Annotated in this window: 19 protein-coding genes; 15 read left to right on the top strand and 4 right to left on the bottom strand. The window is 69.8% G+C overall.

All coding sequences use genetic code 11. The annotated features are described in order from the left end of the window. Positions 1 to 129: 129 nt before the first annotated feature. Together ABEA62_RS03115 and ABEA62_RS03110 are read right to left on the bottom strand one after the other, a co-directional pair. Positions 130 to 1,842, bottom strand: a complete 1,713-nt coding sequence (locus ABEA62_RS03115) for an FAD-dependent oxidoreductase (protein ID WP_345378509.1) — start codon at positions 1,840 to 1,842, stop codon at positions 130 to 132. A 95-nt stretch (positions 1,843 to 1,937) separates the two neighbouring features. Next, positions 1,938 to 2,198, bottom strand: a complete 261-nt coding sequence (locus ABEA62_RS03110; RefSeq protein WP_286216732.1) for a metal-sensitive transcriptional regulator — start codon at positions 2,196 to 2,198, stop codon at positions 1,938 to 1,940. Between the two features lie 198 nt (positions 2,199 to 2,396). Between ABEA62_RS03110 and nadC the strand changes: the two genes are divergently transcribed. The 6 genes from nadC (at position 2,397) to ABEA62_RS03080 (ending at position 7,502) form a co-directional block, all read left to right on the top strand. Then, on the top strand, positions 2,397 to 3,362 hold the full coding sequence (nadC, locus tag ABEA62_RS03105) for a carboxylating nicotinate-nucleotide diphosphorylase (RefSeq protein WP_345378507.1): 966 nt from the start codon (positions 2,397 to 2,399) through the stop codon (positions 3,360 to 3,362). Positions 3,363 to 3,475: 113 nt separating this feature from the next. Then, a complete protein-coding gene (gene lysS / locus ABEA62_RS03100; protein WP_286214104.1) occupies positions 3,476 to 4,939 on the top strand; it encodes a lysine--tRNA ligase in 1,464 nt (487 codons plus the stop codon). A 1-nt stretch (position 4,940) separates the two neighbouring features. After that, complete coding sequence (locus ABEA62_RS03095; protein ID WP_345378505.1) at positions 4,941 to 5,126, top strand: hypothetical protein; 186 nt, start codon at positions 4,941 to 4,943, stop codon at positions 5,124 to 5,126. A 146-nt stretch (positions 5,127 to 5,272) separates the two neighbouring features. Then, entirely contained in the window at positions 5,273 to 5,590 is a 318-nt protein-coding gene (locus ABEA62_RS03090; protein ID WP_286214101.1) for a histone-like nucleoid-structuring protein Lsr2, read from the top strand. A gap of 9 nt (positions 5,591 to 5,599) precedes the next feature. Continuing rightward, the gene (locus ABEA62_RS03085) at positions 5,600 to 6,679 is read left to right on the top strand and encodes a lactonase family protein (protein ID WP_345378502.1); all 1,080 of its coding nucleotides are present in this window, start codon (positions 5,600 to 5,602) and stop codon (positions 6,677 to 6,679) included. A gap of 79 nt (positions 6,680 to 6,758) precedes the next feature. Then, positions 6,759 to 7,502: a phosphoglyceromutase gene (locus ABEA62_RS03080; protein WP_345378500.1), complete on the top strand. Its 744-nt coding sequence runs from the start codon at positions 6,759 to 6,761 to the stop codon at positions 7,500 to 7,502. A 67-nt stretch (positions 7,503 to 7,569) separates the two neighbouring features. Here the strand turns inward: ABEA62_RS03080 and phoU are convergent, their stop codons facing one another. Further along, on the bottom strand, positions 7,570 to 8,229 hold the full coding sequence (gene phoU, locus ABEA62_RS03075; protein ID WP_286214100.1) for a phosphate signaling complex protein PhoU: 660 nt from the start codon (positions 8,227 to 8,229) through the stop codon (positions 7,570 to 7,572). Between the two features lie 139 nt (positions 8,230 to 8,368). Here phoU and ABEA62_RS03070 point away from each other — a divergent pair, with 139 nt between their 5' ends. The 6 genes from ABEA62_RS03070 to pstB all read left to right on the top strand — a co-directional run bounded on the left by ABEA62_RS03070 (position 8,369) and on the right by pstB (position 14,557). Next, positions 8,369 to 9,481: a sensor histidine kinase gene (locus ABEA62_RS03070; RefSeq protein ID WP_286214099.1), complete on the top strand. Its 1,113-nt coding sequence runs from the start codon at positions 8,369 to 8,371 to the stop codon at positions 9,479 to 9,481. Then, on the top strand, positions 9,478 to 10,173 hold the full coding sequence (locus tag ABEA62_RS03065) for a response regulator transcription factor (RefSeq protein WP_286214097.1): 696 nt from the start codon (positions 9,478 to 9,480) through the stop codon (positions 10,171 to 10,173). Before ABEA62_RS03070 ends, ABEA62_RS03065 begins: the two co-directional genes overlap by 4 nt. A 404-nt stretch (positions 10,174 to 10,577) precedes the next feature. Continuing rightward, positions 10,578 to 11,702 carry a phosphate ABC transporter substrate-binding protein PstS gene (gene pstS, locus ABEA62_RS03060; protein WP_286214094.1) on the top strand — a complete coding sequence of 375 codons (1,125 nt, stop codon included), beginning with the start codon at positions 10,578 to 10,580 and terminating at the stop codon, positions 11,700 to 11,702. Positions 11,703 to 11,786: 84 nt separating this feature from the next. Further along, positions 11,787 to 12,791 (top strand): phosphate ABC transporter permease subunit PstC, encoded by a 1,005-nt coding sequence (gene pstC / locus ABEA62_RS03055; protein WP_425557955.1) that lies wholly within the window; start codon positions 11,787 to 11,789, stop codon positions 12,789 to 12,791. Between the two features lies 1 nt (position 12,792). Further along, complete coding sequence (gene pstA, locus ABEA62_RS03050; RefSeq protein WP_345378495.1) at positions 12,793 to 13,767, top strand: phosphate ABC transporter permease PstA; 975 nt, start codon at positions 12,793 to 12,795, stop codon at positions 13,765 to 13,767. A gap of 10 nt (positions 13,768 to 13,777) precedes the next feature. After that, complete coding sequence (gene pstB, locus ABEA62_RS03045) at positions 13,778 to 14,557, top strand: phosphate ABC transporter ATP-binding protein PstB (protein WP_345378493.1); 780 nt, start codon at positions 13,778 to 13,780, stop codon at positions 14,555 to 14,557. A gap of 273 nt (positions 14,558 to 14,830) precedes the next feature. Here pstB and ABEA62_RS03040 read toward each other — a convergent pair whose 3' ends face one another. Further along, positions 14,831 to 15,286 carry a hypothetical protein gene (locus ABEA62_RS03040; protein ID WP_286214092.1) on the bottom strand — a complete coding sequence of 152 codons (456 nt, stop codon included), beginning with the start codon at positions 15,284 to 15,286 and terminating at the stop codon, positions 14,831 to 14,833. A 184-nt stretch (positions 15,287 to 15,470) separates the two neighbouring features. Here ABEA62_RS03040 and ABEA62_RS03035 point away from each other — a divergent pair, with 184 nt between their 5' ends. From ABEA62_RS03035 to ispF, 3 genes are read left to right on the top strand one after another with little or no spacing between them, the layout of a single operon-like run. Further along, positions 15,471 to 15,953, top strand: coding sequence for a CarD family transcriptional regulator (locus tag ABEA62_RS03035; RefSeq protein WP_286214091.1), 483 nt, complete (start codon positions 15,471 to 15,473; stop codon positions 15,951 to 15,953). Next, positions 15,950 to 16,618: a 2-C-methyl-D-erythritol 4-phosphate cytidylyltransferase gene (gene ispD, locus ABEA62_RS03030; RefSeq protein WP_345378487.1), complete on the top strand. Its 669-nt coding sequence runs from the start codon at positions 15,950 to 15,952 to the stop codon at positions 16,616 to 16,618. The genes ABEA62_RS03035 and ispD overlap by 4 nt, the downstream gene beginning before the upstream one ends. Next, on the top strand, positions 16,615 to 17,088 hold the full coding sequence (gene ispF, locus ABEA62_RS03025) for a 2-C-methyl-D-erythritol 2,4-cyclodiphosphate synthase (protein WP_345378485.1): 474 nt from the start codon (positions 16,615 to 16,617) through the stop codon (positions 17,086 to 17,088). The genes ispD and ispF overlap by 4 nt, the downstream gene beginning before the upstream one ends. Positions 17,089 to 17,110: the final 22 nt, after the last annotated feature.

Here is a 17,110-nt window from a genome sequence, read left to right as displayed (position 1 = left end):
CCAGCGTCCCATTGCGGGTCAGGCGTGTGGCGGAGCCGCGAGAGCCGCGGGAGAGCGGCGCGTGTGGCGGAGCCGCGAGAGCCGCGAGAGCCGCGAGAGAGCGGCGCGTGTGGCGGAGCCGCGGGGCGGTCAGGCCGGTTGGAAGGCCCCCGTCGCGAGCTCGAGATCGCGGACGGCCTCGACGAGCGTGAACATGCCGCCATCGAGCGTGGCCGAGTCGAACCCGTGCTGCGCGAGCACGCGGTGCGCGTAGTACGACCGCACGCCCGAGGCGCACAGCACGCGCACGGGACGGCCGGCCGCGAGCTGCTTGACGCCCTCGATGTACTCCCTGATGTGCGTGTGCGGGAGGTTGATCGCCTCGGGCAGGTGGCCCATGGCGTACTCGCGCTCCGAGCGCACGTCGAGAATCAGGGCGTTGTCCCGAGCCCACGGGAGGTCACCCGCTGTCCACACCTTGGTGGTCCCGTTGACCACATTCTGCGCAAGGAAGCCCAGCATGTTGATGGGGTCCTTGGCGGATCCGAAGGGGGGTGCGTATGCGAGTTCGAGCTCCGCGATGTCATCGGCAGAGAAGCCCGCCCGCAGCGCGGTCGCGAGCACGTCGATGCGCTTGTCGACGCCCTCGGGGCCCACGGCCTGTGCGCCGAGTAGCGTCCCCTCGGGGGAGAATACGCCCATGAGGTGAAGCACCTCGGAGCCGGGGAAGTAGCCCGCGTGGTTCCCGGGGTGGGTGTGCACCACGAAGTACTCGATGCCGGCCTGGTCGAGCATGCGCGGGCTCGCGCCCGTCATGGCGGCGGTGAGGTCGAAGGCGCGCACGATCGCGGTGCCCAGGACGGGCTGCGCGGCGTCGGCGCGCCCCATGATCGCGTCGGCGGCGCGGCGGCCCTGACGGTTGGCGGGGCCCGCGAGCGGCACGGGTCCGACCTGGCCGGTGACGCCGTGGCGCACGGCGATCGCGTCGCCGGCGGCCCAGATGTGCGGGTCCGAGGTCTGCTGACGCTCGTCCACGAGGATCGCGCCACGCGGGTCGAGCTCGAGGCCCGCCTCGCGTGCCAGCGCGGTGTTGGGGCGCACTCCCACAGAGACCACCACGATGTCCGCGGGCACGCTCGAGCCGTCGGACAGCGCGACGGTAACCGCGGCATCGTCCGCAGCCGAGCCCCCGGCAGCGGAGTCCCCGGCAGCGGAGTTCGCCTGCACGCCCGTCGCCGCCACGCCCACGCGGACGTCGACGCCGTGAGCGATGAGCTCCTTCTCGACCAGCGCGCTCATCTCGGGCGCGAGTGGGGGCAGCACCTGCGGCGCGAGCTCGACCAGGGTGACGTCGAGGCCGCGGTGGCGGAACGCCTCGGCGGTCTCGAGGCCGATGAATCCGGCGCCCATCACGACCGCGCGCTTCGCGGTCGAGGCACGGGCCGCGAGCTCGCGTGCCTCGTCGACCGTGCGCAGGTGCGTCACCTGCGGCAGGTCCATGCCGTCGATCGGGGGCAGGATCGCGTCCGCGCCGGGGGACATCACCAGCGCGTCATACTCAAAGGTCTCGGTGCCCTCGGGGGTCGCGACCAGGACGGTCTGTGCGTCACGGTCGATCCCGATCACCTCGTGCTCGATGCGCACGTCGAGGTCGAGTTCCGCCTTGAGGGAGGCGGGGGAGTGGAGCAGCAGGTACGACTCCTGCTCGATCTCGCCGCCCACGTGGTACGGCAGCCCGCAGTTGGCGAACGAGACGTACTTGCCCTTCTCGAACACGATGATCTCGGCCTGCTCGTTGAGCCTGCGGGCGCGGGCCGCGGCGCTCATGCCGCCGGCGACGCCTCCGATCACGATAATGCGCATGGGAGTCCTTCCGGTGAGGGGGGGGTTGCACCCATGCTAACAGATACCCCCGGGGGTATATTCCGACCTTGGTCCCAGGTGCTCCGCGACGGCCGTCAGGCCAGCGACATGAACATCTTCTGGAGGCGCTCCTTGGCCTCCGTGGTGTCCTCGTCGGCGCGCACGCACTGCTCGAGGCCGGTCGCGATCATGGTGAATCCGGCGCGGTCGATCGCCTTCGACACCGCCGCGAGCTGGGTCACGACGTCGGCGCACTCGCGACCCTCGTCGATCATCTTCAGCACTCCCGCGAGCTGGCCGTGGGCGCGGCGCAGGCGCTTGACCACGGGGTCCATCTCCTCCGCGGACAGGTGAATCTCGGCCATCGCATCCTCCAGATGGGGTCGGCTTGTGGGGATCAGGATACCCCGTGGGGGTATATCGGGGAATGCCCGAAAGGTCCCGGGTATGCCGCGCGTAGTCCCCACCTGCCCCGTGCCCCCGAGAGCCTCCGCTCCCGCGCCCCCGAGAGCCTCCGCGCCCGCGACCACGCCGCGCCGCGCCACAATGGCCCCATGACTCGCGTCCCGCATCCCGAGGAAGTTGCCCTGGCCGCCGCCACGATCGCCCCGCTCGACCGCGCCGCGCTCGCGCGCATCGTCCGCACGTCTCTCGACGAGGACCTGGGCAGCGACCCGGGCCGTGACGTCACCACCCAGTCGACCATCGCTCCCGAGGCGCGCGTCGCGGGCGTGGTCGCGGCACGCGAGGACTGCGTCCTCGCGGGCATCGACGCGATCGAGGAGACCCTCGCGCAGGTCGCCGAGCGGCTGAGCCTGCCCGCCCCTCACGTGACGCGCGAGGCCAGCGACGGGGACCGCCTCCCCGCCGGGGGGGTCGTCGCGCGCCTCGAGGGGCCCGGACACGTGGTCCTCATCGCCGAGCGCACCCTGCTCAACCTGCTGTCGCGCGCGTCGGGCGTCGCGACGCACACGCGTCGCTGGGCGGACGCGCTCGAGGGCACGGGTGCGCGCGTGCTCGACACGCGCAAGACCACGCCGGGCCTGCGCGAGCTCGAGAAGTACGCGGTGCGCGTCGGCGGCGGGACGAACAAGCGGATGGGCCTGTTCGACTGCGCGATGGTCAAGGACAACCACATCGTCGCCGCGGGCTCCGTCGCGGCCGCGATCGCGCGCATCGGTGAGCGCTTCCCCGACGTCCCCGTGCAGGTCGAGGTGGAGTCGCCCGCGCAGGCGCGAGAGGCGATCGCTGCCGGCGCGCGCTTCCTCATGCTCGACAACATGAGCGCCGATGCCATGGCCGCGCTGGCGGCCGAGGTCCGGTCGGGCGAGCGCGGGTCGGGAGAGGGCGAGTCGGGAGAGGGTGGGCCGGGCGGCACGGGCAAGGTGTGGCTCGAGGCGACCGGAGGCCTCACGCTGGCGAACGTGCGCGACGTCGCGGCCACGGGCGTCGACTTCATGTCGGTGGGCGCGCTGACCCACAGCTCGCCGATCGTCGACCTGGGTCTCGACCTCGCCTGACCCCGAGGCCCATGAGTGCCGCACTCACCGCCGCCGATAGACTTGCCGCCGTGACTGAGCAGACCGCCGCGCCCGCCGCGCCCCCCGCCCCCGCCGAGGACATCCCCGAGCAGATGCGTGTGCGCCGCGAGAAGCGCGACCGGATCATCGCCGCGGGAGGCGAGGCCTACCCCGTCGCCGTGGACCGGACGCACGAGATTGCGGACGTCAAGGCGACCTACGCGGGCCTCGAGGACGGCGAAGAGACCCAGGACATCGTGGGTGTCGCGGGCCGCGTGGTGTTCATCCGCAACACCGGCAAGCTGTGCTTCGCATCGATCCAGGACGGCGCGGGCGAGCGCCTGCAGATCATGCTGAGCCTCGCCGAGGTGGGAGAGGAATCCCTCGCTGCGTTCAAGGCGGACGTCGACCTGGGCGACCACCTGTTCGCCAAGGGGCGCGCGATCAAGTCGCGACGCGGAGAGGTGTCGGTCTTCGCTCACGAGTGGGCGATCGCCGCGAAGGCGCTTCGCCCGCTGCCGGTGCTCCACAAGGAACTCTCGGAGGAGTCCCGCGTCCGTCAGCGCTACGTCGACCTCATCGCGCGGCCGCTCGCGCGCGAGACCGCACGCAACCGCGCCGCGATGATGCGCAGCCTGCGCGAGAGCCTGCACGCGCGCGGCTACATGGAAGTCGAGACGCCGATGCTGCAGACGCAGCCGGGCGGCGCCGCTGCCCGTCCGTTTATCACGCACATGAATGCGTTCGATATCGATCTCTACATGAGGATTGCCCCCGAGCTATTCCTCAAGCGCGCCGCCGTGGGCGGAATCGAGAAGGTCTTCGAGATCAACAGGAACTTCCGCAACGAGGGCGCGGATTCCTCGCACTCGCCCGAGTTCTCCATGCTCGAGGCGTATGAGGCCTACGGCGATTACGACACCATGGCGACCCTCACGCGGGACTTGGTGCAGGGTGCGGCGGACGATCTCTTCGGCACCCGTGTGGTGACGCTCGTCGACGGCACGGAATATGACCTGTCGGGAGACTGGACGAGCCTCACGATGTATGGCTCGCTCTCCGAGGCGCTGGGTGAGGAGATCACGCCCGACACGACGGTCGCTCGCCTCCAGGACCTGTGCGACGCGGTCGAGCTCAGCGTCGACCCGAAGCGCATCAACCACGGCAAGCTGGTCGAAGAGCTGTGGGAGCACCACGTCGGGTCGACGCTGAGCGCCCCCACCTTCGTGCGCGACTTCCCCGTCGAGACCAGCCCCCTCACCCGCGACCACCGGTCGATCCCTGGGATCGTCGAGAAGTGGGACCTCTACGTGCGGGGCTTCGAGCTCGCCACCGCGTACTCGGAGCTGGTCGATCCTGTCATCCAGCGCCAGCGCTTCGAGCAGCAGGCACTCATGGCGGCGCAGGGCGACGACGAGGCGATGCGCCTCGACGAGGACTTCCTCACCGCCATGGAGTACGCGATGCCGCCGAGCGGCGGCATGGGCATGGGGATCGACCGCCTGCTCATGGCGCTCACCGGACTGGGCATCCGCGAGACCATCCTCTTCCCCCTGGTCAAGCCCACCGAGGACTGACGTGGACACGTGGGTGGCGGTCACCGTCGGCATCATCCCGTCGATCGGGGTGGGCCTGCTGTTCTGGTTCTCGATCCGCGCCGTGATTCGTGCGGATCGCAATGAGCGGGCCGCTCTCGCCCGCGAGGATGCCGCCTTGTCGGCACAGGATCGCGCCGAGGCTCCTGACGAGCCGCCCGCGGCGTAGTCCCCACTCGCACCGCCGCGCATACAGCACCGAGGTCCAAAATTCTCCGCGCGCGATTTATTCCCGGGCATTTCGCATGGCATCAAATTGACGCCCTAAGTCAAAGGTGCGAATATCGGGTCACCCCCCTGTGAAAGGAATTCCCCGTGGCTCAGAAGGTTCAGGTTGTTCTGGTGGACGACATCGACGGCTCGGCAGCCACCGAGACTGTCGCATTTGCCCTTGATGGCTCGTCGTACGAGGTGGACCTCACCGCGGCCCACGCCGCCGAGCTTCGCGACGCCCTCGCGCCGTGGATCAAGGCTGGCCGCCGGGTGTCCGCCCGCAAGTCGCCCGCGCGTTCGCGTCGCGCCGCGTCGGACGCCTCGACCATCCGCACGTGGGCCAAGGCCAACGGCGTCGAGGTGCCCGAGCGTGGACGCATCCCCGCCAAGGTCCGCGAGGCCTACGACGCCGCCCAGTAGGACGGTGTGGTGACGCTGCTCTGGGGCACCTACCCGGCGGCGGGGCTCGGCACTCCCGCCGGGTTGGGCGAGGGCATCTGGGCCCAGGCCGGCACCGGCGTGGGTGGTGCGGCGCAGGTCCTCGACCTGCCCGCGCCGTCCTTCCTGCTGGCCCACCCGCGGCTTCCGCTCGCCTACGCGGCGAGCGAACTGCCCGCCAGCACCCTCACGGTGCTGGATGTCTCGCGCCCCGCCAGCCCGCGCATCGTCGCGTCGCTGTCTACCGGCGGCGCGGACGCCTGTCACCTCCTGCTCGCCCCCGACGCACGCACGCTCTACGTCAGCCACTATTCGAGCGGCGACCTCGCGGTCGTGCGGCTCGGCGAGGACGGCCTGCCGGTGGACGATGCCCCGGCACAGTCGTTCTCGCACGCGGGCTCGGGCCCGAATGAGGACCGCCAAGAGGGACCCCATGCGCATTCGGCGGTGCTCGCGCCGGGCGGGGGGCACCTCCTGGTGTGCGACCTGGGCACCGACGAGCTGCGCCGCTACCGCATCCTGGAGGACGGACTGCTTGAGTCCGACGGGATCGCCGCGACGTTCCCTCCGGGGGCCGGTCCGCGCCACGCCGCGGTGCGCGGCCATCTCATTTACGTGACGTGCGAGCTCGACCACGTGCTGCGCACGCTGCGCTGGGACGCGGCGAGCGCGACGGCGCAGGTCGTCGCGGAGACACCGGCGACCCTTGCGCCCGCGCGCTCGGCCGAGCCGCAGGACGCGCACGTCGCGCTCGTGACGGCCGAGTCACGCCGTCACGGCGGCGACCTTGTGCTCGTGAGCGTGCGCGGGGCCGACGTCATCAGCGTGTTCGACGTCGCACCCGAGGGCGAGCTCACGTATCGCGGCGCATTCGACGCCGGCCACTGGCCCCGGTACTTCGCGGTCGTGGGCGACAGGCTGCTGGTGGGGGAGGAGCGGGGCCACCGGGTGAGGGCGTATGCGCTCGCGGACGTGGTGGGACTGCCGCCCGAGCGGGGCATCGGCGACATCGCGCAGCTGCCGTGTGCCGTGGCGGAGGTCACGAGCCCCGCATGCGTCATCGCGGTCTGATACGCCGCACGCGAGAAGGCCGGGCGCCGGGACGTTGGCCACACCCGCACGGGTCGCGCCTCCGGTTAGGCTGGGCACCATGACCTACACCCTCATCCTGCTCCGCCACGGCGAGAGCGAATGGAACGCAAAGAACCTGTTCACCGGCTGGGTGGACGTCCCGCTGAACGAGAAGGGCTGGGGGGAGGCCAAGCGCGGCGGCGAACTCCTCAAGTCCGAGGGCATCCTGCCGGACGTGGTGCACACCTCGCTCCTGCGTCGCGCGATCATGACCGCGAACCTCGCCCTCGACGCGGCGGACCGTCACTGGATCCCCGTCAAGCGCGACTGGCGCCTCAATGAGCGTCACTACGGCGACCTTCAGGGCAAGAACAAGGCCGAGACCCTCGAGCAGTTCGGCGAGGAGAAGTTCATGATCTGGCGCCGCTCGTACGACGTGCCGCCGCCCGTTATCTCGGACACCAACGAGTTCACGCAGGAGGGCGACCCGCGCTACGCCGGTGAGGCCATCCCGAAGACCGAGTGCCTCAAGGACGTCCTCGAGCGCGCGCTTCCGTACTGGGAGTCCGCGATCGTTCCGGACCTCAAGGACGGCAAGACGGTCCTGGTCGCCGCGCACGGCAACTCGCTGCGCGCGATCATCAAGTACCTCGACGGCATCGCCGACGACGACATCGTGGGCGTCAACGTTCCCACCGGCATCCCGCTGGTCTACCACCTGGACGAGGAGACGCTGAAGCCCACCAACCCGGGCGGCACGTACCTCGACGCCGAGGCGGCCGCTGCGGCCATCCAGGCCGTCGCGAACCAGGGCAAGAAGTAACCCCAGGCCACACAAGCGAAGCGCCCCCGACCGCGAGGTCGGGGGCGCTTCGTTGTCTCGCGAGGGCTCAGATCTTGGAGCGGTCGCCCGAGTGGTCGCCCGTCACCAGGTAGACGATGCGGCGGGACACGCCCACGGCGTGGTCGCCGAAGCGCTCGAAGTAGCGGGCGAGGAGCGCGAGGTCGAGCGTCTCCTGCGGAGAGCCCGTGTACGAGCCGTCGATGATCGCCTTGTAGGCGCGCGAGTGCAGCGCGTCGAGGTTGTCGTCGTCCGACACGATCGCGGCCGCCACGTTGAGGTCGCGGGTCTCGAGCAGGCGCACGGTCTCCGACGCGGCCTCCTTCGCCGCGGCACACATGCCCTCGAGGATCTCGCGGTGAGACTCGGGCACGGCGGACGCGGGGTAGGCGCGGCGGGCGGACTCGGCGATGTGCTGCGCGAGGTCACCCATGCGCTCGAGCGATGCGGAGATCCGCAGCGACGAGATGATGGTGCGCAGGTCGAGGCCCACGGGCTGCTGCTGAGCGATGAGCAGCACGCAGCGCTCGTCGACCAGGCCCTCGAGCTCGTCGAGCGCGGCATCCTCGGCGATGACGGTCTGCGCCAGCTCGACGTTGCCCGTGAGTAGTGCGTCGGAAGCGTGGGTGATGGCGGTCTCGACGTGACGCGCCATCGCGATGAGGTCGTCCGCGAGCTCGGACATCTCGGCATTGAACAGGGTGCGCATGGCTCTCCTTCTGGCTTAGCCCTCCCAGTCTGGCACTGGTGCGAGGGACGATGCGCGCGTCGCCCCGCCGAGGGGGTGAACAATCGGTGGCGCGCGTGAACATTGGGTGAACCCGCATCGGCGTGGTTACTGTGTGCCCATGAGTCCGGAGGTGTGGGTCGCCGCGATCGTGGGCGCCGCCCTCGGGGCCGCGGTCACGGCCGCGTACCTGCACATTCGGGGCCGCAGGCTGCAGGCGGCCGCGACCCTGGTGCCGCACCGCACGCGTCAGTTGATGTCCGTCTTGCAGTCCGGTGCCGTGGTGATCAGGCGCGACAGGCGCAGCGCGTTCTCGAACCACATGGCGGCGGTGCTCGGTGTCGCGCGGCCCGACGGAGCGTTGAACTCGGATCTTGCCGACCTCGCGGAGGAGGCCTGGCGGCGTGACCAGCCCCTCGAGGACGAGATCGCGGTCCAGCGCGGGGTGCTCGGCACGCCGCGGTTCGTGCACGCCCGCGTGACTCCGCTCGATGACGACCTCTGCCTCGCCGTGGTCAACGACAACACCGAGGCGCGCGCCGCCGAGCAGTCCCGGCGCGAGTTCGCGGTGAACGTCTCTCACGAGCTCAAGACGCCGATCGGCGCGCTGAGCCTGCTCGCAGAGACCATCGAGGAGGGCGCCGACGACCCCGAGATGGTGCGGCGCTTCTCGAAGAAGATGCGCAAGGAGTCACGGCGGCTGTCCAAGCTCATCCAGGAGATCATCGAGATCTCGCGCCTGCAGGGCGGGGCGTCGCTCCTCGAGCACGAGGTGCTCGCTCTCGACGGCGTGGTCCATGAGGCGGTCGAGGCCGCGCGGCTGGGTGCCGACGCCAGGAACATCCGCCTGGTCACCGACGTGCGCGAGCGACCCACGGTGCTGGGGGACCGCGACCTGCTCGTGATGGCGCTGCGCAACCTCATCGACAACGCGGTGCAGTATTCGGACGAGGGCGCCGAGGTCGCCATCTCGGTCGACGCGCGCGACGGCGTCGCGGCCGTAGCCGTGATCGACAGGGGAATCGGCATCGACCCCAAGGACCAGGAGCGCATCTTCGAGCGCTTCTATCGCACCGACCCCGCCCGATCCCGCGACACCGGCGGCACGGGACTGGGCCTCAGCATCGTCAAGCACGTCGCTCTCCAACACTCGGGCTCCGTCGCCGTGTGGTCCGAGCCCGGCGTGGGATCCACGTTCACCTTCAAGCTGGCCGTACATCAGGAGGCATCATGACCGAGGCGCGCATCCTCGTCGTCGAGGACGAGGAGTCGTACCGCGACTCGCTGCAGTACCTGTTCGAGCGGGAGGGCTTCGCCGTCGCGCTGGCCGCGACCGGCACTGCCGGCCTCGAGGCCTTCGTGCGCGACGGCGCCGACCTCGTGCTCCTCGACCTCATGCTGCCCGGCATGTCCGGGCCCGAGGTCTTCAAGGCGATCCGCGAGCGCTCCGACGTGCCCGTCATCATGGTCACCGCCAAGGACGACCAGGTCGACAGGATCATCGGCCTCGAGCTGGGTGCCGACGATTACGTCACCAAGCCCTACTCCGGCCGCGAACTGGTGGCGCGCGTGCGCGCGGTGTTGCGGCGCTACGCGGCCGGCCAGCGGGATATCGTCGACGAGCCGGAGCGGCTCACCGTCGCGGGCATCACGCTCGATCCCGAGCGCCTCCAGATCACGCGCGAGGGGCAGACGACATCGCTGCCGCCCAAGGAGTTCGCTCTGCTGCACCTGCTGGCCCAGAACGCCGGCCGCGTGCTGCCGCGACAGGTGATCATCGACAGGGTGTGGGGCTCGGACTACTTCGGCGACACCAAGACGCTCGACGTGCACATCAAGCGCATCCGCAGTCGCGTCGAGGCGGACCCGGCTGAGCCCGTGCTGATCCAGACCGTCCGCGGCGTGGGCTACACGTTCGAGGCCTGACCCCGCCCCACCCCGCCCCACCCCGCCCCACCCCCGCGGCTCCGCCCAACCCCTGCTCCGCCCCACCCCTGCCCAACCCCTGCCCAACCCCCGCGGCTCCGCCACACCAGTTCGCGGCTCCGCCACACGCGCATCGGCGTGTCGTCGGCGTGTCGCGCAGCGCGGGCGCCCAGACGGGCCGATGCCGGGCTACTTGTGTGGCGGAGCCGCGCCGTTCAGCCGGGGGCGGGGGGGCTGGAGGGGGAACCGCAGGGGGCAGACGGTCACGATTCGGTCACGGGATGCCGGGTTCACCCGAAGTTCACCTTGCGTTCAGAATCCCCCCAACGAGCCGTTACCTCGCGTGCCTAACGTGAACGTCATCCGGCAATGAGCCGGGACCCCATGAACGTGAGGAAACCGAAGTGAAGCTTGTCACCCGTACCGGCGTGGTCATGACCGCCGCCGTGCTGTCGCTCTCGCTCGCCGCGTGCACCGCGAGCAACGAGGCCCCGGCCGAGAACGAGTCCGCGACCCCCGGCACTTCCGAGACCGCTGCGGCTGTCGAGCTCGCCGGCTCGATCAACGGTGCCGGCGCCTCGTCGCAGGAGTCCGCGATGGAGGCCTGGCGCGCCGGCTTCCAGTCGCTCAACCCCGACGTCACCGTGAACTACGACCCGGTCGGCTCGGGCGGTGGCCGCACGCAGTTCCTCGACGGCGCCACCTCGTTCGCCGGCTCGGACGCCCAGATGGACGAGGAGGAGTACGCGCTCGCGATGACCCGTTGCGACGGCGACAGCGGCGCGATCCACCTCCCGATGTACATCTCGCCCATCGCGGTGATCTTCAACCTCGAGGGCGTCGACTCCCTGAACATGGACGCGGACACCATCGCGAACATCTTCAACGGCACGATCACCACCTGGAACGACGAGGCCATCGCAGCGCAGAACGAGGGCGTCACGCTCCCCGACACCGCGATCACGATCGTCCACCGCGCCGACGAGTCCGGCACCACCGAGAACTTCACCGAGTACCTCGCCGCCGCCTCGACCACCTGGGGCGAGGAGCCCTCGGGTGACTGGGTTGGCGCCGCGGGCGAGTCGGGCCAGGGCACCTCGGCCCTCGTCCAGATCGTTCAGGACAACGTCGGCACCATCGGCTACGCGGACGCCTCGCGCGCCGGCGAGCTCGGCACCGTCGCCCTGAAGGTCGGCGAGGAGTACGTGCCGTTCTCCGCCGAGGCTGCCGCCGCGGTCGTCGACGCCTCTCCCGCCGCGGAGGGCACCAACGGTGAGAACGACCTCGCGATCCACCTCGACCGCACCACGACCGCCGCGGGCGCCTACCCACTGGTGCTCGTGTCCTACTCGATCGCGTGCCAGTCGTACGAGGACGAGACCGAGCGCGCGCTCGTGACCGGATTCCTCAAGTACATCGCCTCCGCAGAGGGTCAGGCGAAGTCCGCCTCGGCCGCGGGCTCCTCGCCCATCTCGGCGGACCTGTCCGCGAAGATCACCTCGATCCTCGACGAGATCGCGGCCGCGTAACACACCCAGGATTGGACCGGTGGTGGACTCGTCCGCAAGGATGAGTCCACCACCCGTCTGTCCGCCTTCCTCGGGAGATCGAGCGTGACCACCACCCAGAACGCATCAGGCGTGACCCCCGACTCGACGCCGCTCACGGCGAAGACGGAGACAGCGGCCAACAAGGTCTTCTTCGGCCTGTCCGCCACCGCAGCATCGTTCATTCTCGTGACCCTGGCGGCGGTCGCTACCTTCCTCCTCGTAGAGGCGTGGCCCGCGTTGACCGACACCTCGGGCGAGGTCGCGGCGAAGATCTCCTGGATCCGTCCCGACGACGGACAGAGCCTCCTCGAGCTCGCCGGATTCCTCGTCTTCGGCACGGTTCTGATCTCCGCGATCGCCCTGCTGATCGCGACCCCGCTGTCGGTCGGCATCGCGCTCTTCATCTCGCACTACGCGCCGCGCAAGCTCGCACAGACGCTCGGCTATCTGATCGACCTGCTCGCCGCGATCCCCTCGGTGGTCTACGGGCTCTGGGGTGCGATCGTCGTCATCCCCGTGCTGCAGCCCTTCTACGAGTGGCTCACCACGTACCTGGGCTGGATCCCCCTCTTCGCCCCCGCCGAGGACGGCACCATCTCCTCGACCGGGCGCGTCGCCATGTCCGCGGGCATCGTTCTCGCGATCATGATCATCCCGATCATCACGGCCGTGACCCGTGAGGTCTTCCTCCAGACCCCCAAGCTCCACGAGGAGGCCGCCCTCGCGATGGGCGCCACCCGCTGGGAGATGGTGCGGATGGCGGTCTTCCCGTTCGGTCGCTCAGGAATGATCGGGGCGACGATGCTCGGGCTGGGTCGAGCGCTCGGCGAGACGATGGCGGTCTACATGATCCTGTCGGTGGGCCTCAGCTACTCGTGGGGAATCCTCAACGCGTCGAGCCACAACACGATCGCCTCGTTCATCGCGGGCCAGTTCCCCGAGGCCAACACGCAGGGAGTGTCCGCGCTCATCGCGCTCGGACTCGCGCTCTTCGTCATCACGCTGCTCGTCAACATGCTGGCGCGCTGGATTGTCTCCCGCCGCGCCGAGTTCTCTGGAGCCAACTGACATGGCCACCACCGCATCGTCTCCCCGCACCCCGTCCTCCCCGCTCGGAAGCCTCAGCGGGCGCAGGAAGTTTGCCAATGGCGGCATGACCGTCGTCGTGTACCTGGCCTTCCTCCTCGCCGTCATTCCGCTGGTGTGGCTCACCGTGACCGTGGTGACGCGCGGTCTCGACCGCTTCTTCATCGACGCCAACGGGGACAGCAACTTCAACCTCGACTTCCTGCAGCAGTCGATGCGCGGCGTCTTTGGCGGCATGCCCGAGGGTGGCATCATCCATGCGATCTGGGGCACGCTGCTCATCACGCTGGCCGCGACCGTCATCTCGGTGCCCATCGGCCTGCTCACAGCGATCTACCTGGTCGAGTACGGCCAGGGCTGGCTCAAGCGGTCGGTGACGTTCTTCGTCGACGTGATGACGGGCATCCCGTCGATCGTCGCGGGTCTGTTTGCCTATGCGGTGTTCGCGATCATCGTCGGGCCGGGCACCAAGACGGGAATGGTGGGAGCCGTCGCGTTGTCGGTGCTGATGATCCCCGTGGTGGTGCGCTCGTCCGAGGAGATGCTCAAGCTGGTGCCCAACGAGCTGCGCGAGGCCGCGTACGCGCTGGGTGTGCCCAAGTGGCTCACGATCCTCAAGGTGGTGGTGCGCACCGCGATCGCGGGCATCACCACGGGCGTGACGCTCGCGATCGCGCGAGTGATCGGCGAGACCGCGCCGCTGCTCATCGCGGTGGGTGTCGCGGACTCGATGAACCTCAACCTCTTCGACGGCCGCATGATGGCGCTGCCGGTCTACATCGTGTCCGAGTGGCGCAAGGGGGTGCAGCCGTGCAACGACCCTGGTATCCCGTGCGTGGGTGAGATCACGGAGTACCGCGCGTGGGCGGCCGCGCTGGTCCTCATCCTCATCGTCATGGCGCTCAACCTCATCGCACGTCTCATCTCTCGTTACTTCTCCCCCAAGTCCGGCCGGTAAAGGAATCACTGTGGCCAAGCGCATCGACGTCAACAACCTCAACGTCTACTACGGCAACTTCCTTGCCGTGGAGGACATCTCGCTCGCCATTGAGCCCAGGTCGGTGACCGCGTTCATCGGCCCGTCGGGCTGCGGCAAGTCGACCTTCCTCCGCACCCTCAACCGCATGCACGAGGTCATTCCCGGCGCGCGCGTCGAGGGAGAGGTGCTGATGGACGGCATCAACCTCTACGACTCCGGCGTCGACCCCGTCGCCGTGCGTCGCCACGTGGGCATGGTGTTCCAGCGCCCCAACCCGTTCCCCACGATGTCGATCGCGGAGAACGTGCTGGCCGGCGTGAAGCTCAACAACAAGCGCATGTCGCGCGGCGACGCCGACGACCTGGTCGAGGGCTCGCTGCGAGGCGCCAACCTGTGGGACGAGGTCAAGGACCGCCTCGACAAGCCCGGCTCGTCGCTCTCGGGCGGTCAGCAGCAGCGACTGTGCATCGCCCGCGCGATCGCGATCAAGCCCGACGTCCTGCTCATGGACGAGCCCTGCTCGGCTCTCGACCCCATCTCGACCCTCGCGATCGAGGACCTCATCCAGGAGCTCAAGAACGACTACACGATCGTGATCGTGACCCACAACATGCAGCAGGCCGCGCGCGTGTCCGACCGCACCGCCTTCTTCAACATCGCGGGCACCGGCAAGCCGGGCAAGCTCATCGAGATGAACGACACCCCGGTGATGTTCTCGACGCCGTCGGAGAAGGCCACCGAGGACTACATCTCGGGCCGCTTCGGATGATCCGCGCCTGACCTCGCGCGTCGCGCGTCACCGCACGCGAACCCCGACGGCTCCGCCACACGGCGGGGCCGTCGGGGTCTGCGGGGAGAGTAGGGTGGCCGGCATCGTCCCTGCTACCGGACGATGCCCCGGGCGGCTCGTGTGGCGGAGCCGGGTTCTTGTGTGGCGGAGCCGCGAAGAAGCCCGGTGTGGCGGAGCCGCGAGAGAGCCCGGTGTGGCGGAGCCGCGAGAGAGCCCGGTGTGGCGTGTGGCGGAGCCGCGAGACGGCGCTGCCTACGCGGGCAGCTCGCCCGCGTACTCGGGAAGGGTGCCGTCGAACACCGGCACCTCCTCGACAATCTGGCCCGCGGCATCGGTCTGCAGCGTGATCTCGTGGCTGCGGCCGGGCGCCGCGGTCGAGGTTCCGGTCACCTGCGTGTCGCCTTCGGCTCCCAGGCGCACGGTTCCCCGCGCGGGCACCTCGACCATGGCGATGGTCTCGCCATCGAGGCTGACGGCGACCTCGACCGCCTCGTCGCCGGTGTTCGTGAAGGCGCCGATCAGCGAGGCGGGCGCACCCTCGGCCTCGGTGATGACCAGCAGGTTCAGCCCGCGCACGTCGCCGATCTCGACGCTCACGCCGTCCGAGGCGTCGTACGCCTGCTGCGTGGTGATGGGGTTGATCGCGCTGCAGCCGGCCGCGACGACGGCGAGGGCGGCGACCGAGACGAGTCGTGCGGGGAGCTTCACGGCGGGTCCTTTCGGGGAACGTCCCTCGAAGAATAGTCGGTGCGTGCGAGCGGGGACCACCTGCGCAACGGCGCTCGCGCCGCCCGTGAGGGACCATAGGCCCGAATGCAGGCAGGATGCTTCTGTTATGGGGCAAATACGCAATGGTAGAATGGAGTTCCGTCGAGAAGGGGATTACTCCACCATGAACTTCGTCGTTGGCGAGACCGTCGTCTACCCCCACCATGGGGCGGCCCAGATCCAGGACATCAAGACGCGCGTCATCCGCGGCGAGGAGAAGATCTACCTCAAGCTCAAGGTAGCCCAGGGCGACCTGACCATCGAGGTTCCCGCCGAAAACGTCGACCTCGTCGGCGTGCGCGACGTGGTGGACCAGGCCGGACTCGAGAAGGTCTTCGGCGTCCTGCGCGAGCCCTACATCGAGGAGCCCACCAACTGGTCGCGCCGTTACAAGGCCAACGTCGAGAAGCTCGCGTCCGGTGACGTCATCCGCGTCGCCGAGGTCGTGCGTGACCTGTCGCGTCGCGACAATGACAAGGGCCTCTCCGCCGGCGAGAAGCGCATGCTCCACAAGGCGCGCCAGATCCTCGTGAGCGAGCTCGCGCTCGCCGAGAAGTGCGAGGAGCCGGTCGCCGAGCAGCGTCTCGACGCCGTCCTCGCCTCGTGACCGTCGCGGCCGTCGTCACGGCCGCCGGATATGGGACCCGGCTCGGGTCCACCCTTCCCAAGGCGCTCGTGCCCGTCGCGGGCGAGGCGCTCGTGGTCCACGCGGTGCGTGCGATGCTGCGGGTCGCCTCGACCGTGGTGGTGACGGCGCCGCCGACTCATCTCGACGCCTTCCGCGAGGCTCTCGAGGGTCTCGACGTCAGCATCGTCGCTGGGGGTGAGACCAGGCAGGACTCGGTGAGAGCCGGCCTCGCCGCACTCTCGCTCGCGCCGTCCGACATCGTCATGGTGCACGATGCCGCACGCGCGTTCCAGCCGCCGGCGACCATGAGCGCGGTAGCGGCCGCCGTCGAGGCCGGCGCGGACGGCGCGATCCCCGTGGTCCCCGTGGTCGACACGCTCGTGTCCGCTCCGGGGCCCGACGGCGCACTTGGAGAGCCGGTTGATCGCGGCGACTTTCGCATCGTCCAGACCCCCCAGGCCTTCCGCGCGGACGTGCTCGCGGATGCTCATGCGCGCGGCGGTGCCGGCGCGACGGACGATGCCTCTCTCGCGCGGGCGCTCGGATACCGCGTGGTCGCGGTCGAGGGCCACGAGTGGGGATTCAAGGTGACGCATGCCGGCGACCTCGCGCTGGCCGAACATGTGGCGGTGGAGTGGACATGAACATGCCCCGGACGGGAATCGGCGTCGACGTGCACGCCTTCGGCGGCGACCGCGAGCTGCGCCTCGCCGGCCTCGCGTGGCCGGGGGAGCCCGGTCTCGAGGGGCACTCGGACGCGGATGTCGCCGCACACGCCGCATGCGACGCGCTGCTGTCCGCCGCGGGGCTGGGCGACCTGGGCGCGAACTTCGGTACGTCACGGCCCGAGTGGGCCGGTGCCGCGGGGGTCGCGCTGCTCGCGGAGAGCGCGCGGCTCGTGCGCGAGGCGGGCTTCGAGATCGGGAACGTGGCCGTGCAGGTCATCGGGAACCGCCCCAAGCTCGCTCCGCGCCGTGCCGAGGCGGAGTCGGTGCTGTCGGTGGCGGCGGGCGCGCCCGTGAGCATCGCGGGCACCACGACTGACGGACTGGGGCTCACCGGTCGAGGCGAGGGCATCGCGGCGATCGCGACCGCCCTGGTCTTCCCCGCCTAGGGCGCGCACGTCTCGCATCCCC

Source organism: Demequina sediminis (genome assembly GCF_039545075.1).
In the GTDB taxonomy this organism is placed as follows: Bacteria; Actinomycetota; Actinomycetes; order Actinomycetales; family Demequinaceae; genus Demequina; species Demequina sediminis.
Note: the sequence above shows the minus strand (reverse complement) of the source record. Positions and strands in the feature narration are given on the sequence as shown.